Raw genomic sequence first — 23,364 nt, 5'->3', positions numbered from 1 at the left:
CTTGGCAGATATCTCACTTACCTGACGCCGCAGATTCGGTAAAGTAGAGGCTATGCGTATCAAAAGTTTCCTTCGCGCCGCCGGTGCCGCCCTGCTCTGTCTGGGATTGTCCGGCTGCGTCATCCAATCCGATATTGAAATCAGTAGCGACCTGCTAGTGGATGGCAAAATCTCCGCGGAAATCCCTCGGCCTCTCCTCGCCGGCAAGGAGAACTCCCCTCTGTCAGGTAGCTGCAAGAATTTTTCGCAAAACTTCAATGCGCAGCAGAAGGCCAACCAGATGATGCCCAATGCCCGACTAGCTTTGGAAGTAGTCGAAGACAAATCAAACGACCAAACCCTGATCTGCGATTTCCAGTTCCGCCAATGGGATCCCAACCTAAACAGCCGGGTCCTGTGGGCAGCGGGAGATGGCTACGTATTCGATCTGACCCGCCCCGTCAACGACCTCTTCGGACAGGCCGGCAATGACACAAAAATCAGCATCAGATTGACTTTCCCGAAACCAATCACGAAGGCCGAGGGCGGAAACATCTCCGGTAACACAGTGACGTATGATTCTTTGGAAAAACTCCGCGAAGCTCATCAGATTGTGGCCGGCGATATTGAAAACAAAGGACTGTGGGAACAGTACAGCCTCTTCTTCATTCTGCTGGCCGCCATCCCGGCTGGCGCAGTAGTCATCCTCGGCATCCGGAAAGGCAAACTGGAAACCCCGGAAGACCAATAGTTTCCGGAAGATAATGGGTTCTGGAAAACAAGTAGGTTCCGAAACTTAAACCTAAAGGAGCGCCGGCTGACCATCAGATCAACCGGCACTCCTTTGTGCCATGTATGACTAGGCTTTAAAGCACCGACTCCGACAACGGCGTATGATTCCCGAAGCGGTGGTTAGTGAAAGAAATTGCCTGCTCATGTACGAAAGGTAGCATTTCCACGCGGCCCGCTTCCGTTACCGGATCAGCCCAGATAGCTAGGTCTATGCTGCCTTCAGCAGCGTCAGAAACTGGCTTCACCGCACCGTTAATCAGGCGTATACGGCCATCCAATCCCCAGTCGGTGGACTTCACGCGGCGCAGCCAGTGCTCCTGATCTTCAACATGGACCTTCACGTCCGCGACCTCCAACACGTGCCGGACTCGCTCCGGCAAATCCAGGGCAGTGGAAACCGTTACCGGCGCCCCAGCCCGCAGGCCGGCCCCAATTACACGCAGCAGCTTCGCCACAGCGCCCATCTGGAAGACGCCCTCGGCCTCTTCACCCTTCGGGTTGTCCCCGTCAAGGCGAACCGTAACAGGCAAAGCCACGTAACGGAGCACGTTCTTTTCAGTGGGGATACCGGTCGGATCATGGTAGACACCGAACTCGGTATTCCAAGCCCGCTGATCAGAAATGTAGGCTGCCGCCAGCGCCCGCAGATCCTCACCGGAAAGCTGATCGCGGGCCGCATCAAGAAGCTCACTCAGGGCGGTCACCTTAACGGTACGCTGAGCCTCGTTAACCACCTCATCAACCGGCCTGCTGTCAGCCTCAGTCGGGGCAGGAGCCCAGTTACCGAAAGCGTAAAGGTAGTTCGGGCCGCCAGCCTTCGCGCCGTTACCGACGGCGGAACGCTTCCAGCCGCCGAAAGGCTGACGCTGCACGATAGCACCGGTAGTACCACGGTTAATATACAGGTTGCCAGCATGGACGTTATCAATCCAGTAGTTGATCTCTTCGGCATCCAACGAATGGATACCGGAAGTCAAACCGTAATCAACCTGGTTGACCCATTCAACGGCCTGCTCCAAAGTCTCAGCCCGCATCACACCCAGAATCGGGCCGAAGTATTCAGTCAAATGGTAGGCGCTGCCAGGCTGAACGCCAGAGCGAACCCCCGGAGACCACAGCTTGCCGGAATCATCCAGCTGCTCCGGCTTCACAATCCACCGTTCACCCTCGCCCAACTTGCCGGTCAGGCCTTCCTTCAGCTTGCCCGTTGGCGGGGCAATCACCGGACCCATTTCTGAGGTCGGATCCCACGGGTAGCCAACCTGCAAGGAGTTGACAGCATCCACCAGCTGGCGGGCAAAACGGGCGGAAGTACCGACCGAACCCACCAAGATGACGAGGGAGGCCGCTGAACACTTCTGTCCAGCATGACCGAAAGCAGAGTACACGACGTCCTTAACTGCCAGATCAAGGTCAGCGGACGGGGTGACCACGATAGCGTTCTTACCGGAAGTCTCAGCCAGCAGCGGCAGGTCCGAACGCCAAGAACGGAACAGGTCCGCAGTCTCAGAGCCACCGGTCAAGACGACGCGACCAACCCGCTGATCGGTGAGCAGCTGCTTGCCGAGGGCGCGTTCACCCAAAGACACAAAAGCTAGCAAATCGCGCGGCACCCCAGCTTCCCACATGATTTCAGCAAGGACCGCGCCACAGCGGGCCGCTGCCGCTGCCGGCTTAAAGACAACAGCGGAACCGGCAGACAAAGCAGCCAGCACGCCACCGGCAGGAATCGCCAGCGGGAAGTTCCACGGCGGAGTCACCACGGTCAAGTTGGTGGGCGTGAACTTAGCACCCTCGGTCTCCTGGACCATCTTCAACGCGGACTCCGCGTAGTAGTGGGAAAAATCGACAGCCTCGGAAACCTCCACGTCACCCTGGTCGAAAGTCTTGCCGGCTTCAGAGCCAGCCACCTCAATCAGCTCGCCGCGATGCTTCGCCAAGGCCAGACCCACGTTGTGTAGAATCTCGACGCGCTCCTCAATGGGACGGGCGACCCATTCACGGCCCGCCGCGGAGGCGCGAGCCATGATCTCTTCCAGCTCTTCCTCCGTGTTGACCTTAGCATCAGCTAGGCCCTGCTTACCCAAATCGGAGTGCTCGAAACGGCCAATGATTTCGCGCGCCCACTCCAGATTGTGCATTAGTGACGGGTCAGAGTCAGGCGTATTCGCGAAGCTCAAGCCACGGGCCGGGGATTCAGTCTGACCGGCAGCACGTAGCGGCTCCAAGATTTCGTCAGCGGATTCCGTCTGCCGGTTCTGGGTGCGGTTGCGCGGCTTCACGTCATCATTGATGCGGTCCATAGCGGCGAGGAAACGGTCACGCTCACGGGCGAACATTTCGGGATTATCCGGCAATTCAAAGACCGCAGACATGTAGTTTTCGTCGGCAGCGTTCTCTTCCAGACGGCGAACCAGATAGCTGATAGCCACATCGTATTCGGCGGGGTTCACCACCGGAACATACAGCAGTAGGTTGCCTACTTCAGCGGCAACGGCGTCCGCCTGCGCGGTAGCCATACCGGAAAGCATTTCCAGTTCGACACCCCAGCGGACGTTACGCCGTCCGGCCAACTCCCAGGCGAAAGCAATGGTGAATAGGTTGTGTCCGGCCACGCCCAAACGCACGTTCTGCAAATGCTCCGGCGTCATCGCCCAGTTGAGGACGCGCATGTAGTTAGCGTCGGTTGCTTCCTTGGAGTCACAAACCGTGAGCGGCCAGTCATGGGAGTTCGCTTCGACGCGCTCCATGGCTAGGTTTGCGCCCTTCACCACGCGCACCTTAATCCCGGAACCACCCTTGGCGCGGCGTTCTGCCGCCCATTCCTGCAAGTCTTTCATGGCGCCGAGGGCGTCCGGCAAATAAGCCTGCAGCACAATGCCGGCCTCCAGCTTTTCCAAGCCTGGTGTGGACAGGATTCGCTTGAATACGGCCAGAGTGAGCTCCAAGTCACGATATTCTTCCATGTCCAGGTTAATGAACTTATTCGGCGTGGTCTCGGCCGCCAAACGGTACAGGGGAAGTAGCTTCTGCACTGCGCGGTCAACAGTCTCATCGAAAGCCCACGCGCTGTGCGGGCCAGTAACTGCGGAAACCTTCAAAGACACGTAGTCAACATCATCACGACGAAGTAGTGCCAGAGTGTCTTTGAGACGCTTGTCGGCTTCCTTGTCACCCAAAACTGCTTCACCCAGCAGGTTAATGTTGAGTCGAGCCCCATTGGCGCGCAGGCGTTTAATAGCAGGACCAAGCTTCTTGTCGGTTACATCCACAACTAGGTCGCCTACTAGCTGACTGAAAACCTTACGTGCGACCGGGGTTGCCACCGACGGCGCGAGGGGCGCGGCCGCGCCACCGAAGCGAGCGGGAGCCCTCAGATACCAGGGCAAGAAAGCCGGGTTTTTAGCCCCCAGTTCAGCCAGTTTCTGAGCAGCAATACGTTGATCTTCGGGGCGAATCACCTGGTCGACAAACTCAACCGTATAGTCCAAACCGGAAGGGTCTTTGAGCGCCTCTGACAGGAGCTGCGCTGCTCTGTCAGTCGGATAATTTTTTGAGGCCTTAGTCCACCGCTGCGCGGTTTTCAAAGCGGCTTCACCAACTTCACGAAGCTCTACTGAATCGATTTTAGACGAGGTCATCTATAGCACCTTTCTGAAAAGTCGCGCCCACGAGCGCGCACAATTAAAGAGCACAAATTATGCGGCACAGCATATTCGAAGTCTTTCGCACCATACTACCTTTAGAGTTAGAGAAAATCTAACTAGGCAAAAAGTCCTATTAGCAAGGTGTGAAGATATCGTATCAGAAAGGTTTGAGAAGGTGGACAGAAACTAGAAACCTATTCCGCTCTCAGCTGGGCAACCTCGTACAGGGCAATCCCGGTAGCCACTGAAGCATTCAAAGACTCCACCGCTGCGCTGATAGGAATAGAAGCAATCTGATCGCAAGTATCGCGCACCAGACGGGACAGACCATCCCCCTCGGCCCCAGTAACCAGCAGCAAAGGCTCCGTCGCTAACTTAAAATTGCGCACACTCACGTCAGCGTTACCATCCAAGCCAACGGCGAACAAGCCGGCATCCTGGCACTGCTGAATGGTCCGCGAAAGGTTCGTGACCTTAGCGACCGGCACCCGCGCCACCGCTCCGGCAGACACCTTCCACACGGTCGCATTCACGGAGGCGGCGCGACGGGAACCAATAATCACGCCATCCACCCCGAAAGCCCCACCGGCACGCAAAACAGCGCCCAGATTATGCGGGTCAGTGATAGAGTCCAACATCACGAACAACGGGGGACGCTCCGGCCCACGGGCCAGCGCCTTCTCCAGCAGCTCATCAAAATCAGCGTACTCGTAAGCGGGCACCTCAATGGCGACACCCTGATGCACAGCCCCGTCGGAGGCACGATCCAGATCAGTTTTCGACACCTCAATAATCGGGGCACCCAAAGCAGTCGCGGTGCGAACCACCAGCTCCACCCGGTTATCGGAAAGACCGCCAGCTAGGAAAACCTTATGAATCGGGGCGCCCGCACGGACAGCCTCAGCGACCGGATTACGGCCAAAAATCAGCTCCGCTCCCTCAGAAACCTGCACGCGCGAGCGACGAGCCGCCGCTGCGGCCTGCTGCTGACGGGTCTTCTCACGACGCTCCGCAGCGACCTTCTTCTTATGGGCCACATGGTAAACGCGATCCTCAGCCTTCGGGGTCGGCCCCTTACCAGCCAAGCCGCGCCGGCGCTGACCGCCGGTGCCTTTAGTGGAGCCCTTCTTAGAGCCTTCTTTACGGACCGCGCCGCGACGCTGTGAATTGCCTGCCATGCGAATCCCCTCTCAATAATTCCTTAGATACTGATGTGATTATACGGGAACAGCAGATAAACGCGCCCCAATGAGACCAAGCCAACGCCGGACAGATACGGCGGGTAACCATCCAATCCCCTCCGGGCTTTGGATGCGGCTCCTCAGCCTAAATGCCAGCGGGCCCCATCTTTGCTGTCTTCCACGACCACGCCAGCCTCAGCTAGGCGATCACGCAAAGCATCCGCCCGCGACCAATCCTTTTCCGCCCGGGCCTGCGCCCGTTCAGTCAAAGCCGCCTGCACTAAAACATCCAGCGCATGCTCGGCGGCCTCATCCTCGGCGCCTTCACCGCGGCTGCCAGCCCACTGCTCAGAAAGCGGATCCAGTCCCAGCACATCCAGCATGGCCCGCAGATCGAGGGCGCGCTCCGCGGCGGTCTCCACATCGCCAGCATTCAAAGCAGTATTCCCGGCCTTCAAAGCGGCATGGACCGCGGCCATCGCCCGGGACAGATTCAAATCATCATTCATCGCGGCAGTAAACTCTGCCGGCAGTTCACGGGTAGCCAGCCCACCCTCGGCCTCAGCCACCTGCGTCGCAGCCTCCGCAGCGCGGGTCACGAAACCAGACAGGCGCTCCCATAGGGCAGCAGCCTTCTCCAAGGTTTCCCCATCAAACTCAATGGTGGAACGGTAATGCACCGTGCCGAGGGCGAGACGCAACGCCGGAGCGCCAGCCTGCGCGACCAGCTCATGCACGCTCAGACCATTCCCCAAAGACTTAGACATTTTGTCGCCCTTCAAAGTCACCCAGGCGTTATGCATCCAGATGCGGGCGAACTCGTAGCCGGCACCGTGGGACTGCGCAATCTCATTCTCATGGTGAGGGAAACGCAAATCAATGCCGCCGCCGTGAATATCGAACTCATCACCCAGGTAGCGACGCGACATGGCGGAGCACTCCAGGTGCCAGCCGGGACGTCCTCGACCCCACGGGGACTCCCAGGAAGCAGTCTCCGGTTCGGTCGGCTTCGCGGCCTTCCAGAGCGCGAAATCGCGCGGATCACGCTTGCCCGCTTCGGTGGCCGCATCAATCTGCGACTCATCCTCCGTGGTCTGCATGTCCTCCAGGCGCTGCCGGGTCAGCGAGCCATAATCGGGCAGCGAATGCACCTCAAAGTAGACGTTACCGCCTCCGTCCGCGTAGGCGTGGCCGCGCTCCATGAGGCGGGCGATCATCTGCTGCTGGTCAATGATGTGCGCGGTTGCGCGCGGCTCAAAAGTGGGCGGTAGCACGCCCAGCAGCCGGTAGGATTCATCGAAGTTACGTTCCCAGCGGGCCGCCCACGCCCACCACGGGACACCGGCCTCTTGGGACTTGGCAAGAATCTTGTCATCAATATCGGTGATATTGCGAACGTACCTGACTTCCAGGCCGCTACGCTCCACCCAGCGGCGGAGCACATCAAAACCCACTGCGGCGCGCACATGCCCAATATGGGCGGCGCCCTGCACGGTTGCGCCACACAGGTACATGGACAAGCGTCCGGGTACGACCGGGTTTACCGGTTCAACTTTTTTCGTGGCAGTGTTATAAAGGTGCAGGTCAAAACTCATAGTTACAGTGTATCCGTCATCAGGTCCCGAAGCCTATACGGCTTGGGGGCGCGGGTAGATTAGCGCGGTGGCGAGGGCGGCCAAGCCTTCCCCTCGCCCAGTGAAACCCAGGCCGTCCGTGGTGGTAGCTGAAACACTGACGGGCGCACCCACAATCTGGGACATGACGGCTTCCGCTTCGCCGCGACGCGGCCCAATCTTGGGGCGCAACCCCACAATCTGGATGGCAATGTTTCCGACCGTCCAGCCGGCAGCTTCCACCAGCCGGATCGTCTCAGTTAGCAGGGCTTCACCTGAGGCGCCCGCCCATTCGGGGCGGGACGTCCCAAAGTTGGAACCCAAATCGCCTAGCCCAGCGGCAGACAGCAACGCGTCGCAGGCCGCATGGGCGGCCACATCCGCATCCGAATGCCCAGCCAGACCGTTAACGTCCGGCCAGTCCAGGCAGGCCAAACGCATGGGTCGCGGCTCAGATGCGGGAGCGAAAGCATGCACATCCACTCCCATTCCGGTCCGCGGGTATTGCCAGAAGTAGCTGTTAGCCGCTGCGTCTTGTGGGCGTTCGTCTAGCATTGGGCTGACTGTTTCAGATCCGGGTTTCTTCCAGCTTCCACACCTCACGGGCATAGTCGCTGATGGTGCGGTCGGAGCTAAAGCGGCCGGAGTTCACAATGTTGATCCAGCACTTACGCGCCCAAGCTAGGCGGTCTTTCGCCCAGTCTTCAGCCATGCGGTCGCGGGCTTCACGGTAGGCTGCAAAGTCACCCAGCACGTAGTACACGTCCGCGCCTTCCCAGGAAGAACCATCCAGCAGGGAGACCAGCAGGTCGTGGAACATGCCGCTGGCGTTATCGTCCAAGGTTCCGTCCACGAGGGCGTCCACGGCCCGCTTCAAACCGGGGACAGTCTGGTAGAACTCACGCGGATGGGTTTGTGCCCGCAAGGCGGGTAGTTCTTCTTCCTTGGCGCCAAAAATGTAGGCGTTTTCGTTTCCGACGGCGTCCACGATTTCCACGTTCGCACCATCTAGGGTGCCGAGGGTGAGGGCGCCGTTCATCATGAACTTCATGTTCGAAGTGCCGGACGCTTCTTTACCTGCCGTGGAGATCTGCTCCGAGACGTCCGCTGCCGGGATGATGTGTTCAGCGGGGGAAACATTGTAGTTTTCCACGAAGACCACGGTCACAAACTTGGACACTACCGGGTCGTTAGCGATGACGCGGCCAACCTCGTTAATCAGCTTAATGATCGCTTTGGCACGGACGTAGCCGGGCGCTGATTTAGCACCGAAGATGAAGGTGCGCGGCACCCAGTTGCCTTCCGGATTGTCCTTAATCCGGAAGTACAGGTCAATGATGTACAGGGCATTCATCAGCTGACGCTTATACTCATGGAGTCGCTTAATCTGAACGTCATAGATTGAGTCAGGGTCAATCTTGATGCCGTCGCGGCGCTCCACCCATTGCGCGAAGTCCCGCTTGTTTCCATCTTTAATGTCGATTAGGCGACGTAGCACGCCCTCATCGTCAGCGAAATGCTCCAGCTCTTTGAGCTTATCTAGGTCGGAAACCCATGCGTCGGAGCCAGACAGCTCAGTCAGCAGGGCGGACAGCTCCGTGTTGCACTGGTTCAACCAGCGGCGCGGGGTCACGCCGTTCGTCTTGTTGTTGAAGCGCTCGGGCCAAATCTCGTACCAGTCGTGCAGGGTTTCAGCCTTCAAGATTTCAGTGTGCATGGCGGCCACACCGTTAATGGAGAAGGACGTGTAGCAGGCGATCCACGCCATGTGCACCATGCCGTTTTGGACTGGCGCCATGTAGTCGATTTTGCCCGGATGGTAGCCCTTTTCGGTGAGCTCAGCACGGAAACGACGGTCGATTTCGTAAATGATTTCAAGGATTCGCGGGAAGAGCTTCTCAAAAATGGAAATCTGCCAAGTTTCCAGGGCTTCAGCCAGCACGGTGTGGTTCGTGTAGGCGAAAGTCTTGGTGGCAATCTCCCAGGCGTCTTCCCAAGTCATCTTGTGCTCATCCAGGAGCAGACGCATAAGCTCTGGGATAGCCAGCACCGGGTGGGTGTCATTCAGCTGGATGCAGTTGTACTTGGCGAAGTCGCTCAGGTCGCTGCCGTGCTGCTGAATGTAGTTGTCCAGCATTTCCTGCAGGGAGGCGGAGGTGAAGAAGTACTGCTGACGGACGCGCAGAACTTTACCTTCAAAAGTGGTGTCGTTCGGGTAGAGGACACGGCACAGGTCCATGACGCGTTCACGTTCCACGATGGCATCAGTGAAGCGCTGCGAGTTGAAGGCGTCGTAGTCAAACTCTTCAATCGGCTCTGAACGCCACAGGCGCAGCGTGCCGACGTTCTTCGTGCCGTAGCCGGTGATCGGCATGTCGTATGGGATGGCCCGCACATTTAAGTCAGCGAAAGAGACACGACGCTGTTCTTCTTCGCGGCGGATAACGAAGGGGTACCCTTCTTCCATCCAGGCGTCAGGGTGCTCAACCTGGAAGCCATTGTCGAACTCTTGACGGAACAGGCCGTAACGGTACAGGATGCCGTAGCCGGTGACAGGCAGGTTCAAGGTCGCGCAGGAATCTAAGAAGCAGGCTGCAAGACGGCCTAGGCCGCCATTTCCGAGTGCAGCATCGGGTTCTTCTTCGAGGACGTCGCTGAGGTTCAGCCCGTAATGTTCCAACGCTTTCGCCGCATCTTCGACTTGGCCAAGGTTGGTCAGATTGTTAAGCAGTGCGCGGCCTTCCAAAAACTCGGCAGAAAGATAATGCTCCTGCCGGCCCGCGGCATAGGTTCGCCGAGTTTTATCCCAGTCATCAGCCAGTTCAGCCATGACAGCAGCCGATAAGCCCGCCCAAAACTCACGCAAAGTCGAATTTTCGGTAGTGCGGCCGGACTCACTACGCACAAAGGCGCCCAAATTGTTGGACAGTTCAAGATTAGACATACTGCTCCTTAGATTGGTTCTCTAACAGGCTACCGGCTGAGCCGAGTTTTTGGGACTTCTGAAGCTGTTGATTGGCGCACTTCACATTCTACAAAAATCAGCAGCCCCCTCTACAGAATTTAGCTCTAGGTTTTCCAGCCCACTCCCTGTAGGGTAGTTAGGTAAGTCTAAGCAAAGGAATTTTTATGCCTTCCACTCCCGTTTCCCAGTCCTCTTTCCATACCGGGCTATTCGACAAGCTACCCATCTTAGAGGCAGCAACCACCTCCCGCATGATAGTAAACAATGACGTACTTCGCCACGTCCTCTTTAGCTTTGATGCTGGACAAGTCCTCACCGAGCACGCCTCCCCGCGCGCCGTCATTGTCAACCTACTTTCCGGTTCAATGCGGTTCACGATTGGAGACCAAGAAACTCTCCTTGCCGCGGGTGACGTAGTCTACCTAGCACCTGGTGACCGCCATGCTCTCGAAGCGCTCTCCCCCTGCCATATGTCGCTGACCCTAGTTAAGGTAACGGAATCCGAAACTGGGACGGAGGCAGGAACAAATGAGTGAACCACGCCGCGATCTGCGCCCCGGACCTGAAGAACACCGCCTCCAAGGGCACTGGCTGTTAGCCAAAATGGGGAAGCGAGTCCTGCGTCCCGGCGGGATTGAAATGACCCAGCGCCTCTTGTCAGCAGCGGCCCCCTCGACTACGGACCGAATCGTCGAATTCGGGCCCGGAGTGGGGCGAACGGCCGAACATTTGCTGGCGGTAAACCCAGTCTCCTATACTGCGGTGGACCCGAACCCGGAAGGCGCACCAGCCTTAGCTGAAGTGATGGCGCCCTACCCGCAAGCGCAGAAGGTCACAGCTGATGCCGCGGAGACCGGGCTGGAAGATGGCTGCGCGGACTTAGTAGTCGGGGAAGCCATGCTGACTATGCAATCACCGGCCGGGAAAGCCGCGATTGTGGCGGAGGCTGCGCGCATCTTGGCGCCGGGCGGCCGCTATCTGGTGCACGAGCTAGGTTTCCACCCTGACAATCTACCCGCCGAAGTGGTAAAAGAGGTTCAGAAAGGGCTTTCGCGTTCCATTAAGGTCGGGGCACGGCCACTGACCGAGCAAGAATGGCGCAAACTCTTGGAATCTGCCGGGCTGGAAGTTGAGTTCGTGTGGACCAACGCGATGGCTTTGCTGGAGCCAAAACGGATGATTCAAGACGAGGGTTTGGGCGGTTTCTTAAAGTTTGTGAAGAACATGGTAACGAACCCGGCTGGCCGCAAGCGGGTGCTGGGAATGAGGAAGGTTTTCCGCGCGAACCGGGAGTATTTGAACGCGATTGGGCTGGTCGCACGCAAACTATAGAAGTACCGCGTGAGATTCACGTGGACAATACACGTATAAAGGCATGAGAGCATAGAGGCTGTCGAGACATTTACGTGCAATCTCCTCCAAATTATTTCTGTGTCTACAACAGTAGAAGACAAATAGAGTCCCGCCAGCATGATGCTGGCGGGACTCTATTTTACTTGTAAACTAAGCCGCTTAAGCATCCTGGCGACGAACCGCTATTTCCGGCCGAAAGCCATACCCAAGCTGGCAAGACCGACCAAATCCTCCAGTTACGTGAGACTTAATCTCCCACACACGGCATTTTGGGGTTGGGGCTACGAGAATTGTTGCCTTAACCCCAACCCCAAAGTCGACATCCTAAACGCCCAGGCAGGTAGCCAGCAATCTATATCGTGCTTGGCTGTCATCAATTTTGCAGCAGGCAGTAAACTAGCTGACTACCTTTAGGAGCAGGCGCTCCTATTTAGCTAACCTTCCTATTCAGCCGGCGCTACAGCGTCTACTTAACCGGTGCTAGATAGTTGTTCTTCATCCGGTACAAGAAAGCGGCGATTGCATCACGGTGGATCGGCTCACCGGGGCGGAACCTGCCATCATCCCAACCAGTGCTCACCTTAGCGGCGGCCAGCCAAGTAATCTCGCGACCGAACTGGCTGCCGGCAACATCAGTGAACATCTTCGCGTTGGAGACATCCAAAGTATCGGGATTAATAGCCGACGCACACTGGTCAGGCATCTGGTCACAGAACCGGAACAAGAACGCAGCCATCGCCTCACGGCTCACGGGCTGACCCGGACGGTAAGTACCATCATTCCAGCCCGTGGAAATACCGGAAGCATGCATCCACTGAATCTCCTTGTAGAACAAGTTGTTCTTCGGGACATCCTTGAATGCCGGCTTGGAAGTGTCAACAGCCGGGCTACCTGCCACACGGTACAAGAAGGCGGCCATCGCGTCACGGTTCACTGACTTCAACGGACCATAGGTTCCATTCGGGTAGCCAGTGGAATACTGGTTTGTGGCCATCCAAGCAACCTCTCCAGCGAATGCGCGCGAAACAGGCATGTCTCGGAACGGAGCTTTTACCGGAGCAGGAGCGTCGGCACGGTGCAGGACCATTTCCACAGTAGGCTCCACAGTCGGCTCGGTTGTCGGTTCCGCAGTAGGCTCCACAGTCACCTCAGGAGTCGGCTCAACCGTAGGCTCCACAGTAAGCTCCACAGTAGGCTCAGCCGTGGGCTCCACAGTAGGCTCCACAGTAGGCTCAGCCGTGGGCTCCACAGTCGGCTCGGTTGTCGGTTCCGCAGTAGGCTCCACAGTCACCTCAGGAGTAGGCTCAACCGTAGGCTCAACCGTAGGTTCCACAGTCGGCTCAACCGTGGGCTCCACAGTCGGCTCCGGAGTGGCCTCGACACAATCATTGTCTAAAGTGCAGATAGCCACCTTAATCGGATCGTGATCGGAGGAACGGTACGGAGAAGTGGCATCGAAGAAGTGCTCGTAGTTGTGGTTGTAATTCCAACGTGAATACTCGAAAGCAAGAGGCTCCATGGCGTTGACGTTCCAAATATCGGCACCTTTGACCATGCTCATGGCATCAGCGTTGCCCAAAGCGTGGTCCAGTGAACCAACCATGCCGCCGAACTGGTAGGACTCCTTCTTGTTGTCGCCAGTGATATAGGTATCTGCAACATTGACAAAACCAAGCTCTTCAAGCTTCAGAATAGAGTCTTCCTTAGAGTATGAGTTCAAGTCACCAATGACAAAAGTGGGAACACCGGAGAACTCATTGTTCACCCAGTTACCCATCTCTTCAGCCTGGCGGACACGTAACTGGAAGTTGTTTCCTTGGAACTCATCAGTGTCGCTGGGGTCCTTCAAGCTACCCTTAGACTTGAAGTGGTTAACAACAACCGCGAATACCTTACCTGCCGCTGCACCGTCCTTAACAGCCTGGAACTTTTGCCCCAACGGCTCACGGGCAGCACCGGTGAAATGGTCGTTATCCTTCATGACCTTAGAAGCATCAACTGGCTGAACCTTTTCGGGCTGATAGATGAAGGCCAAACGGATGTAGTCCTGATCGGATACTGACGGAAGCGCCTCAGCGGCCGGAGATGCGACTGCTGCCCACTTGGTGGAACCAGCGTCTGCATTCAATGCGGCAACCAGATTGTTCAAAGTCTCGTCGCGATCTTTGCCGAACTTGATCGAGTTTTCGATCTCTTCCAAACCGACAACAGTGGAGTCCAACTCATTGATTGCCTTCACAATCTTCGCCTGTTGCATCTGGAAAGCCTGATCTGAGGCTGCACCGCGAGGCTTGCAACGCTTACCAGTTAGCGCAGTTCCATCATACGCAGTGTATTGCTGGCAGCCATCACCCTCGGCCAACTTGGTGAAGTAGTTGAGCACGTTGAAAGACGAAATGGTGATGTTACCTTCAGTGAAAGTAGGGGCAGCAGTGCGAGTCGACGGGCCGAACTGCACCCAAGAACGCCATTTCTCTGCACCCCAAGTCTCGTCACGGTTTGAAAGAGGCTCTGTGGGTTGCAAAGTCCAACGTGCCTCACGGTTCTCAGTACGCTGATCAAGAATCATGGGTTTCGTCAGATTGAGATGACGACCGACGCGCGGGGAATCATTGTAGTCAAGCCAGGGCACGCTGTTCAGATAGTTCAGCCAGCCATTGTTGATGTTCATCTTCTTCTTATCGAACTTGGTGTAGTCCCACGACCAGCCATCATCAATGGCGAAACGCTGTGCTTCAATCTTGTCAGCGAGTTCCTGAGCTTTTGCACGGTCAGCGGAAGGGCTGACCACGTCGGAAGGCTGAAGGTAAGGCTTATCGCCGGGGGCCAAGTCCATACGGCCAGTCCGGTTAGTGAAGTAGTTAGAGGAGATAGTGTGCTGACCAGTTACCTTAACCAGCATGCCCTCAAGTTTTTCACGGGCCTGATCACCTTCGGGAAGGTACTCCATCTCAACCGGCACAATCGGATCAACCTGCTCGGTCAATACCTTGTGACTACGGTAGTCAAGCTGAGTGAGGTCTTTGTACTCTTGTGCAACACCCGTGACCTCAACATAGCTACCAATGGTCACAGTCTTGAAATCGACCTGGTGGTCGTAGGTGCTGTGTACGAAAATACCGTCGGAAGCGTCAGCAGTACGCGCACCCGGGGTCTGAATGTAGAAACCGTAATAGCCACCGTAGGGGTAAACAGCGGTGACAACACCACGAGTGGTTACTTCTTGATCAGCCAACGAGGTGGCAGCACCAGTTCCCTGAATCTGCGCAATCGGAGTCACGGTAGCGGCAGGAGCATCCGGGGTCTCGGCAGGAGCATCCGGGGTCGTATTGGCGTCGCCAGGAGTCGGATCGACTGGCGCTGGATCCGTCATATCCTTCGAGGTCTTCGGGGTAGCCGCAGCGAAAACAAAATCAGCACTGTTGTTGTCAGTGTCAGCCGCATTCATACGCTGGAAAGAGTTCTCTTTAACCGAAGCTGGCTTGACAGCCGCGGCACCCTCAAACTTCGGGCTGCTACCCCAACCGAACAGGTCAACAACCTCAGTGCCACGCTTCAAAGCGACAGCGCCAGCACTCTGCGCAAGGTTCAAGTCAGTGCGATCAACCTTGTCAGCATTGGCATTCGCGGTACCAGGAGAGCATGCACCCTCGACGAAGAAGTGCCCATTCGCTTTAACTACTTCATTAGTAAAAGTAATCGGGTTACGATCCGCACCCTTAGAGTTACTTGCTACCAGAGACATCCCAGCAAGGGAAATATCTCCACTAGTCGGGTTATATAGTTCAACGAAGTCACAGTGCGTAGCACCCTTCGAGGAACCAAATACGTACACCTCATTAATCACCAGGTGATCTGGTGTCTGTGCAGAGGCAGAGGCCGCCGGCAAAGCAGTCAATGATACCGCAGCAACTGACAGCATGGTTAAGGCAGTCAGTTTGTACGAACGGAAAAGATTCACTCTCGCACCTTCCTTTAGAATTTCTATTGTTGGCAAAATCATTTCAAAGGTCTGAGACCAGTCTCATCCTAACAAAGCCGCGGGACATTACTCTTTGCTACTTGACTAATTGTCAGCGTCAAAAGAAGACAGGGTTGTCATATACAAATAGTAAGACCAGCTATTCCAACAAATGCGCACATACAGCGATAAGAAATAGCAATACAGCAACAAAAAGTCCCGTTGCCAAAGAGCAACGGGAACCATTTGCGGAGACGGAGGGATTTGAACCCTCGAGGGACCTTTCAGCCCCTACTCCCTTAGCAGGGGAGCGCCTTCGGCCGCTCGGCCACGTCTCCTGATACGCCTTCGTTCGGAAGGGTACGCACAGAGTTTACAGTCTAGAAGCGGATTGGGCTACCGCAAAACAGTGAAATCTTGGTTACATTGTCTTAAACTTACCCAAACCGAGCTTCTTTTCCTTCCGTCGGCGGAGCCACCAGGCCAATAGCGCCAGTAACGCCACCCCAACCAAAATAGCAAGTAGCCAGTACTGGCCAAGTCTGGCAAACAAGATTACGGCCAGCACGACTGGCAGGGCAGCCAACAAAAGCACTAAAGCCATCAAGATCTTCTCATGAAATCGATTCACAGTTTCCTCCGGTTCACAATCGCACTCACTTCCGTCCCAGCATACTAGCTCTCCACCCTTGCAGGCGTGCCCCATCTCAGAATATGTCCCGCCCTCCCACCAATGACCAGTTGTAGAATAGTCCCATCCATTCCGGCAGGCAGGGAGCATAATAGTGACTTTCACCCGTAATGATGCGGTGCAACTAATCACATACCATAAAGCCAACCAGGCACTACTACAGCAAGTACTTGACACTGCAAAAGACACCCAAAGTAGCCTACAGTTTGAGGCCAGCCTAGAAGCTAACGAGTACGCGAATGCCCTAAATACGGAGCTTTTCCACGCGACAGGACTCCCCTCCAGCCTTGACCTTCCCTCCCCAAATTTCTTGAAATACTTATCAATTTTGAATCAGCTTGAGCCTTTGCAGCAGCGCGCCCTCGCCCTCCAAGAGCGAGACAGCGCGGTCGTCCAGCAAAACCTGATTGCGCTTAGCCCCGCGACCAGTCGCCTCTCCTGGTTCTTCTCAAACCGCACCAGCAAAGCCCTAGCGGAGCGCGCCTATGAGAAACTCCGACAGCTCGCTTCCGGCTCATACCTTACGCAGTATGCCCAGTTGCGTAGCAGTTTCGAGCGGGTGACGGCAACCGGCCCCGATGAAGCTACCCTCAATTTTGAGCTAGATCGGGAAGCTTTCCAGCGCACCTACTCGCTACTTCCCGCAACGGGCGCTAAAGGCTCCAGCCCGGCACTAGTCAGTTTGAAAGCAAGGTTGGATCATATCGAGGACGCGAAACTGTCTCTCAGCCAGCAAGAACTGGATTTAGCCGCGGTGATTAAACAGAACGCGGGTAAACTTCGGCAGGAAATGACTTTTGCCTTACTGGAACAAATCCCGATTGAATCAATGAAACGCGAAATTCCGCGTCTGCGGACAAAAACTCTGACAGAGCACGGGTATTTAACGGTCGCCCACATCCAAGCTGCCTCAGCGAAGCAACTGGAAGAGATTAACGGAATCAGCCGCAACGGAGCACGCCTCCTAAAAGAAGCCGCTGAACAGTATGGGCAGAATCTTGCCTCCGGAGCAGCATTAAAGCTAAATCCTGATGATTCTAGCGAAGACAGCGACCGCATAGTTCGCGCCGTGCAACAGTACCGACTACTAAACGGATACCGTAAACAGTGGGCCCAGTTGGAGCGGAACCAATCCCACAAGATTGCCGAGGGCGCGGGCATCTCCGACGAAAAAGTAGCCGGAGCAAATGCGGCTTCTGCAACCAATACTGGGATTGCAGCTACGATTCGACGGCTCCGGCGACTCAATGGGCCGGCATGGTCTTTACTAGCTGAAACCCAAAAAGAACAGCTAAGGCAGACAGTTTCTTTCCTCCAAGACCATTACTGCCCCGCATATGAGGACCTAATTTCTGACTATGCTATCGCTCAAACACGGATTGCTGGAGCAATCACAGCGGACGCTTGGACCGATTTTGTTGAAAACTCAATTGAGTACTATCAGATTCTGGAGGAGATTCTTCCGGGCATCCTCGGCAACAAAAACTCCACGTACGGTTTGCCGGAAGCACTTGCCACCCAGATTTCAGAGCAAAAAATGTCCCTCGCAGGCTTGAACTGTACCTTGCGCGGATACCAGGAGTGGGGCGTAAAGTACGTGCTCCATCAGGGCAGCGTGATTCTAGGTGACGAAATGGGTCTGGGGAAAACTGTGCAAGCCATCGCGGTGATGGTGGCGTTACGCAATGCTGGGGCAACCCATTTCGTGGTGGTAAGTCCCGCCGCTGTGCTGACGAACTGGGATAAAGAAATCTCAGAGAAATCTGATCTAAAAGCCGTCAAGATTCACGGCGAAGATCGTGAAGAAGCCCTGGCACGGTGGCTGGCAGACGGCGGAGTAGCGGTCACAACTTTTGAGACGCTCAAACATTTCGTGTTTCCTGAAGGTTTCCGCTTCGGCTTGCTGATTGTGGATGAAGCCCACTATGTGAAGAACCCGGAAGCGCAACGCACCCAGCATCTGCGTGACTTAACTAGGTTCACTCCCCGACATTTGCTGATGACAGGAACAGCTTTGGAGAACAAGGTTGAAGAAATGGTTTCCCTGGTGAGGCTGCTGCGCCCGCAGTTAGCCACCAGCCTATTCGGGGTGGCTCACATGCTGACGGCGGAAACTTTCCGGGAAAAAGTTGCAACCGTCTATCTGCGGCGTAAGCGTGAAGATGTTTTAGGTGAACTACCGGACCTGGTTGAAAGCAGTGAATGGTGTGAACTGTCGCGGGAAGAATGGCTGAAATATAGGGAGACTGTAACTGAGACCGATTTCGCTGCGATGCGCAGGGTTTCTTGGAATGCGCCTGATTTGACCCAGTCCGCTAAGGCAGAACGGTTGCTAGACATCGTGGAACAGGCTGGGGCCGAGGGCCGCAAGGTGATAGTGTTCTCGTTCTTTTTGCAGACCTTGGAGAGTGTCACCGAACTGCTGGGATCTGCTTGCATTGGCCTGATTACCGGGTCTGTGCCGCCGGCTCGCCGGCAAGAGCTAGTGGATGAGTTTACTGAGGCTCCCACCGGTTCAGTGCTGGTCGCCCAAATCCAGTCAGGGGGCACAGGGTTAAATATTCAGGCAGCCAGCGTCGTGGTTTTCTGTGAACCGCAGCTAAAACCTTCCAGCGAGAATCAGGCATTGTCACGAGCCTACCGGATGGGGCAAGCCCGTAGCGTGTTCGTGTACCGGCTCTTGGCGGAGCGGACCGTGGATGAACGCATTATGGAGCTACTGAAAGAGAAGCAACAGGTTTTTGCGGCTTTCGCGGATGATTCCGTTGCCGGTAAGCAGGCAACTCAGATGGAGACTTCAGAGCCCACTGGTGACGTGTCAAAGGCCGAGGGTGAGCAGCCCGAAGTCGACTCCACAGGCATAAACACCATCTTGCAAGAAGAACTTGAGAGGGTCAGTAGCGATAGTCCCGAAATGTTCCCGCACCACTCCACTTTTTCTACCACCGAGTCGTAAACCTCACTACTCTCCCGCCACCCAAACAGCGCCCACACACCACCCACGCACCAACCACCACACACCACCCACACCGCGCCCACACAGCGCCCACACACCACCCACGCACCAACCACCACACACCACCCACACCGCGCTGAGTCGCAAAACGTTCCACTGAGCCGCAAAAACACACCAAAAACAACACTATGCAACACAGCCGCACACCACCCCCGCACCAGCCACACACCAACCACACACCGCTGAGTCGCAAAACGTTCCACTGAGCCGCAAAAACACACCAAAAACAACACTATGCAACACAGCCGCACACCACCCCCGCACCAGCCACACACCAACCACACACCGCTGAGTCGCAAAACATCCCACTGTGCCGCAAAAACACACCAAAAACCCCACTATCGCAACGATAGCGGGGTTTCACCGGCGGAGAGTAAGGGATTCGAACCCTTGGTACGGGGTCGCCGTACAACGGTTTTCAAGACCGTCTCTTTCGGCCGCTCAGACAACTCTCCAAGTCAGTTTGACAGCCCACCAGGCGAAGGCGCACGCCCTCGTCCTCGAAAACCATCAAGTAACTGTCATATATTAACGGAAAACTAACACATAAGCACAACGCAAACAGCGTGAGATAGGGCGCGTCAACCAAAGTGGCCGCGAAACGCGAACTAGCGGGACAAGATTGCCTCAATGAAGGCGGGAACCCCATCCTCATCCACGCGGGCCGTGCGGGCAGTAGCCAAATCGACCACGCCCTGCGGGCTATCCCCCATCGCGACGGACAGGTGCGCCCACTCCAGCATTTGCGCGTCATTCCAGCCGTCACCGAAAGTGATCGTGCCCTCCATGGGCAGGTTCAGACGCTGCCGTAGCTCCTCCAAAGCGGAAGCCTTTGAGACGTTCTCCGGCGCGATATCAACCCAGGCGGTCCAGCCAATCGCCCACTCTACAGAGTGCAAGCCGGCAGACTCAACTAGGTTCTTGAAACTCACAATATCCATATCCGGGTCGCGGGCAATCACTCGGCAAACCTGGCGGTGCAGCATCTGATCAAAGTCCACGACCCGCTGATTACCGGTCAGCTCCCCCTCGGGGAAAGCGTGAGAAACCTCGAAGCCGAAGTCGGCAATCTCAATCCCCAAGAGCACGTCCGGCATGGCCTCACGCAAAGCCAGCAGCGCGTCCGTCGGATCGAAAGTCCGCTCCATGATGACTTCAAAACCATCCGGGTAGGAATCATCCAAACGAATCAAAACCGCGCCGTTGGAACACACCACGTAACCGCTGGTGATGTCCATTTTGGCTAGGACCGGTTTAATCGCCCAAGAGGCACGCCCCGAAGCTAACAGTACCGTCGCACCGGCAGCCTGCAGGCGCTTAATGGTCTGCTTCATTCGCTCCGTGACGGTGCCGTCGCTTAGCAAAGTGGTGCCATCAATATCGAAGGCAATCAGCATCTGGGTCGGATCCATGACCAGGTCATCTGGCAGCTGCTCCCGCGCCACTTCCACCAGATAATCAAAATCACCAGTGGGAGCGCCCGGCGCAATGCCACCGAAGTGGCCACCCATCGGCTTAGTAACCGGATCCAGCTGCTCTAAATCTTCGCTCAGCTGCGCGGCGTCATCTTGCGGATTCGTCACTTAGTGGGCTCCAAAACTTCACGGCCACCTAGGTAGGGACGCAGGCCCTCAGGAACAATCACGGAGCCGTCAGCTTGCTGATTATTCTCCAAGATTGCGACCAGCCAGCGGGTCGTCGCTAAAGTACCGTTCAAGGTGGCGGCAATCTGGTTGCGACCTTCTGCATCCTTGTAGCGGACGTTCAGGCGGCGGGCCTGATAGGTCGTGCAGTTTGAGGTGGAAGTGACTTCCATCCACCGGTTCTGGGTGGGTAGCCAAGCCTCACAGTCAAACTTGCGGGCAGCGGAGGAACCCAGATCGCCGGCGGCAGTGTCAATCACGCGGTACGGCAAGCCCACTTTCGCTAGCATTTCTTCTTCCCAAGCCAGCAGACGCTCATGCTCAGCCGCCGCATCCGCCGGATCACAGTAGCTGAACATTTCCAACTTGTTGAACTGGTGGACGCGAATAATGCCACGGGTGTCGCGGCCAGCGGCGCCAGCTTCACGACGGTAGCAGGTCGACCATCCCGCATAGCGGCGCGGACCCGCCGACAAATCCACAATCTCATCCTTGTGGTAGCCCGCCAAAGCAACCTCAGAAGTACCCGTCAGGTACAGTTCATCCGCCGGCAGATAGTAAATCTCGTCAGCGTGAGCACCGAGGAAACCGGTGCCGCCCATAATCTCCGGCGTCACCAAGGTCGGGGTAATCATCGGGGTAAAACCAGCGGCCTCAGCCTGATCCAACCCACAGGTCAGCAAAGCTAGCTCCAAACGGGCACCGATACCAGTCAGATAATAGAACCGTGCACCAGAAACCTTCGCGCCACGCTTCATGTCGATAGCGCGCAGCCCCTCAGCTAAATCAAGATGATCCTTAAGCTCAAACCCTTCAGCCGCAAAATCACGCGGAGCGGGACCCTCATGGCGTAGCACCACGAAATCTTCCTCCCCACCGGAGGGTGCCCCCTCAATCAGGTTCTGCAGGGCACGCGATGATTCATCAAAATCGGCCTGCGCCTGGTTCGCGACAGCTTCCGCCTCTTTCACCGCTGACGCCAGCTCTTTAGCCTGCACCAAAATCTGCGGGCGTTCCTCCGGGGAGGCTTTCCCCACGGACCGAGACACAGATTTCTGCTGCGCCCGCAAATCCTCAAAAGCCTGCAAAGTGGAGCGGCGGGCCTCATCGGCAGCCAAAATACGGTCAACCAGTTCCGGGTCTGCACCGCGGGCGATCTGGCTGTCGCGGGCGACCTGCGGATTTTCACGAAGAATACGAATGTCAATCATGGTGACAGTTTAACGCGTTACCGCAGAATTTGGGCGGCAAGAGCACGCATTTAAAACACAAATTACATGAAATGTCGCACCTGCGATGTCCCGGGTCTGCGGTAAAGTTATGGCATGGACTTATTTCTGGACGTGATGTTTTGGGCCATTGTGATTGTGGCGGGTCTAGTGGTTTTCGGGGTTGCTTGGTGGGGCTTAGAAATCACCGAGGTCCCGGATAGCCCCGCGGAGGCTTCCTCGGCCCCCTCTCGTACCCCTTCCCCGCAACGCACGGCGTGGGTGATTTACAACCCGCTGAAGGTTGGAGATGAGCAGCAGTTCCGCAATCTGTGCACCAAGTTTGCTTCACTGGCGAAATATGACACCTGTACTTTTGTGACTACTTCTGAGCATGATCCAGGGATTGGTCAGGCGCGAGCGGCTCGTTCTGCGAATGCGACGAGGGTGATTGCCGCCGGTGGTGATGGAACTATACGTCTGGTGGCCGGCATCCTGGACGGCAGTGGGATTCCTTTGGCGATTCTGCCGGTCGGCACCGCCAACCTCTATGCGCGAAATATTAACCTGCCGACTGATGATTTAGAGTCCGCGATGCGGATTGCTTTCAGCGGCACCCCGAGGCCTATGGATTTGGCTTGGTTAACCATCATGGAGGATCAGGAGGATGCCTTAACCCCGTCCCCGGCGACGCCTTCCACGGAGTTGCAGCGTCCCCTCTACCCGGAGTCCCGCTCCTATTCGATTAGCGGCCGGCATCCGTTCTTAGTCATGGCAGGCGTTGGCTTTGACGCGAAGATGATGGCTGATACGAGCTCTGATTTGAAGAAGCAGATTGGCTGGGGCGCCTACGTGGCGGCCGGCATTAAGAATGCTTTCGGTGAGCGCCTGCATGTGCGGGTCCGTTTGGATGATGCCGATCATAGTTCCGATATTTTCTTGCGCACCCTGCTGTTTGCGAACTGTGGACGTCTCCCTGGGGGTTTGAACCTAATTCCAAACGCGAAACCGGATGATGGCCAGCTGGATGTTCTGGCCTTGGATATCCGTAACGGTCTGCTGGGTTGGGTGAATGTGTTCAACCGTGTGATTGCTCAGGGGATTGGTTTTAGCCGCCGCGACGTGAAGATGGATTCGGCTTCAATCAAGTTCCGTCAGGCCCGCGAGGCTACCGTGCAGTGCTTGCCTGCCCATGATGTGCAGTTGGATGGCGACCCGGTCGGCAAGGTGAAAGCACTCAAGGTTGAGCTCGCACATCACGCCTTGCAGGTGGTTGCCCCGAAACCAACTTCTAACTTGAACGCTCAGGCTTGAA

Annotated in this window: 14 protein-coding genes and 2 tRNA genes; 5 read left to right on the top strand and 11 right to left on the bottom strand. The window is 56.3% G+C overall.

The window, feature by feature from the left end; all coding sequences use genetic code 11:
- Window positions 1-52 precede the first annotated feature (52 nt).
- Window positions 53-730 carry a hypothetical protein gene (locus tag BM477_RS07265; RefSeq protein WP_075362006.1) on the top strand — a complete coding sequence of 226 codons (678 nt, stop codon included), beginning with the start codon at window positions 53-55 and terminating at the stop codon, window positions 728-730.
- Between the two features lie 115 nt (window positions 731-845).
- Here BM477_RS07265 and BM477_RS07260 read toward each other — a convergent pair whose 3' ends face one another.
- From BM477_RS07260 to BM477_RS07240, 5 genes are all read right to left on the bottom strand, one after another.
- A complete protein-coding gene (locus tag BM477_RS07260; RefSeq protein ID WP_075362005.1) occupies window positions 846-4,412 on the bottom strand; it encodes a proline dehydrogenase family protein in 3,567 nt (1,188 codons plus the stop codon).
- Window positions 4,413-4,612: 200 nt separating this feature from the next.
- A complete protein-coding gene (gene rlmB / locus BM477_RS07255; RefSeq protein ID WP_075362004.1) occupies window positions 4,613-5,596 on the bottom strand; it encodes a 23S rRNA (guanosine(2251)-2'-O)-methyltransferase RlmB in 984 nt (327 codons plus the stop codon).
- A gap of 143 nt (window positions 5,597-5,739) precedes the next feature.
- Complete coding sequence (cysS, locus tag BM477_RS07250; protein WP_075362003.1) at window positions 5,740-7,194, bottom strand: cysteine--tRNA ligase; 1,455 nt, start codon at window positions 7,192-7,194, stop codon at window positions 5,740-5,742.
- Window positions 7,195-7,227: 33 nt separating this feature from the next.
- Window positions 7,228-7,767: a 2-C-methyl-D-erythritol 2,4-cyclodiphosphate synthase gene (gene ispF, locus BM477_RS07245; RefSeq protein ID WP_075362002.1), complete on the bottom strand. Its 540-nt coding sequence runs from the start codon at window positions 7,765-7,767 to the stop codon at window positions 7,228-7,230.
- Window positions 7,768-7,780: 13 nt separating this feature from the next.
- Window positions 7,781-10,156: a glycogen/starch/alpha-glucan phosphorylase gene (locus BM477_RS07240; protein ID WP_075362001.1), complete on the bottom strand. Its 2,376-nt coding sequence runs from the start codon at window positions 10,154-10,156 to the stop codon at window positions 7,781-7,783.
- Window positions 10,157-10,341: 185 nt separating this feature from the next.
- Between BM477_RS07240 and BM477_RS07235 the strand changes: the two genes are divergently transcribed.
- Together BM477_RS07235 and BM477_RS07230 are read left to right on the top strand one after the other, a co-directional pair.
- On the top strand, window positions 10,342-10,713 hold the full coding sequence (locus tag BM477_RS07235) for a cupin domain-containing protein (protein ID WP_075362000.1): 372 nt from the start codon (window positions 10,342-10,344) through the stop codon (window positions 10,711-10,713).
- Window positions 10,706-11,509, top strand: coding sequence for a class I SAM-dependent methyltransferase (locus tag BM477_RS07230; RefSeq protein ID WP_075361999.1), 804 nt, complete (start codon window positions 10,706-10,708; stop codon window positions 11,507-11,509). Before BM477_RS07235 ends, BM477_RS07230 begins: the two co-directional genes overlap by 8 nt.
- A gap of 487 nt (window positions 11,510-11,996) precedes the next feature.
- On the opposite strand, the gene BM477_RS07225 is transcribed toward BM477_RS07230, so the two are convergent.
- The 3 genes from BM477_RS07225 to BM477_RS08370 all read right to left on the bottom strand — a co-directional run bounded on the left by BM477_RS07225 (window position 11,997) and on the right by BM477_RS08370 (window position 16,122).
- The gene (locus tag BM477_RS07225; protein ID WP_075361998.1) at window positions 11,997-15,491 is read right to left on the bottom strand and encodes an ExeM/NucH family extracellular endonuclease; all 3,495 of its coding nucleotides are present in this window, start codon (window positions 15,489-15,491) and stop codon (window positions 11,997-11,999) included.
- A 249-nt stretch (window positions 15,492-15,740) separates the two neighbouring features.
- Window positions 15,741-15,829: transfer RNA gene (locus tag BM477_RS07220), tRNA-Ser, on the bottom strand.
- Window positions 15,830-15,912: 83 nt separating this feature from the next.
- Entirely contained in the window at window positions 15,913-16,122 is a 210-nt protein-coding gene (locus BM477_RS08370; RefSeq protein ID WP_158024403.1) for an LPXTG cell wall anchor domain-containing protein, read from the bottom strand.
- Window positions 16,123-16,276: 154 nt separating this feature from the next.
- On the opposite strand from BM477_RS08370, the gene BM477_RS07210 reads away from it, so the two are divergent.
- Window positions 16,277-19,138 carry a DEAD/DEAH box helicase gene (locus tag BM477_RS07210; protein ID WP_075361996.1) on the top strand — a complete coding sequence of 954 codons (2,862 nt, stop codon included), beginning with the start codon at window positions 16,277-16,279 and terminating at the stop codon, window positions 19,136-19,138.
- Window positions 19,139-19,565: 427 nt separating this feature from the next.
- Here BM477_RS07210 and BM477_RS07205 read toward each other — a convergent pair.
- The 3 genes from BM477_RS07205 to serS all read right to left on the bottom strand — a co-directional run bounded on the left by BM477_RS07205 (window position 19,566) and on the right by serS (window position 22,052).
- Window positions 19,566-19,653: transfer RNA gene (locus BM477_RS07205), tRNA-Ser, on the bottom strand.
- A gap of 153 nt (window positions 19,654-19,806) precedes the next feature.
- Window positions 19,807-20,781: an HAD family hydrolase gene (locus tag BM477_RS07200; RefSeq protein WP_084543793.1), complete on the bottom strand. Its 975-nt coding sequence runs from the start codon at window positions 20,779-20,781 to the stop codon at window positions 19,807-19,809.
- The gene (serS, locus tag BM477_RS07195) at window positions 20,778-22,052 is read right to left on the bottom strand and encodes a serine--tRNA ligase (protein ID WP_075361995.1); all 1,275 of its coding nucleotides are present in this window, start codon (window positions 22,050-22,052) and stop codon (window positions 20,778-20,780) included. Before serS ends, BM477_RS07200 begins: the two co-directional genes overlap by 4 nt.
- A 114-nt stretch (window positions 22,053-22,166) precedes the next feature.
- Here serS and BM477_RS07190 point away from each other — a divergent pair, with 114 nt between their 5' ends.
- The gene (locus BM477_RS07190) at window positions 22,167-23,363 is read left to right on the top strand and encodes a diacylglycerol/lipid kinase family protein (protein WP_075361994.1); all 1,197 of its coding nucleotides are present in this window, start codon (window positions 22,167-22,169) and stop codon (window positions 23,361-23,363) included.
- The last annotated feature ends 1 nt before the right edge of the window (window position 23,364 follow it).

The sequence above is a fragment of the Boudabousia marimammalium genome (assembly GCF_001936115.1).
Taxonomy (GTDB): Bacteria; Actinomycetota; Actinomycetes; order Actinomycetales; family Actinomycetaceae; genus Boudabousia; species Boudabousia marimammalium.
This window is presented reverse-complemented; position numbering and strand designations above follow the sequence as displayed.

Excerpts from the sequence above, each read along its gene's own strand:
- BM477_RS07230 (WP_075361999.1), top strand. The coding sequence starts at position 10,706 with ATGAGTGAACCACGCCGCGATCTGCGCCCCGGACCTGAAGAACACCGC.
- BM477_RS07265 (WP_075362006.1), top strand. The coding sequence starts at position 53 with ATGCGTATCAAAAGTTTCCTTCGCGCCGCCGGTGCCGCCCTGCTCTGT.
- BM477_RS07190 (WP_075361994.1), top strand. The coding sequence starts at position 22,167 with ATGGACTTATTTCTGGACGTGATGTTTTGGGCCATTGTGATTGTGGCG.
- serS (WP_075361995.1), bottom strand. The coding sequence starts at position 22,052 with ATGATTGACATTCGTATTCTTCGTGAAAATCCGCAGGTCGCCCGCGAC.
- BM477_RS07235 (WP_075362000.1), top strand. The coding sequence starts at position 10,342 with ATGCCTTCCACTCCCGTTTCCCAGTCCTCTTTCCATACCGGGCTATTC.
- rlmB (WP_075362004.1), bottom strand. The coding sequence starts at position 5,596 with ATGGCAGGCAATTCACAGCGTCGCGGCGCGGTCCGTAAAGAAGGCTCT.
- BM477_RS07260 (WP_075362005.1), bottom strand. The coding sequence starts at position 4,412 with ATGACCTCGTCTAAAATCGATTCAGTAGAGCTTCGTGAAGTTGGTGAA.
- ispF (WP_075362002.1), bottom strand. The coding sequence starts at position 7,767 with ATGCTAGACGAACGCCCACAAGACGCAGCGGCTAACAGCTACTTCTGG.
- cysS (WP_075362003.1), bottom strand. The coding sequence starts at position 7,194 with ATGAGTTTTGACCTGCACCTTTATAACACTGCCACGAAAAAAGTTGAA.
- BM477_RS07240 (WP_075362001.1), bottom strand. The coding sequence starts at position 10,156 with ATGTCTAATCTTGAACTGTCCAACAATTTGGGCGCCTTTGTGCGTAGT.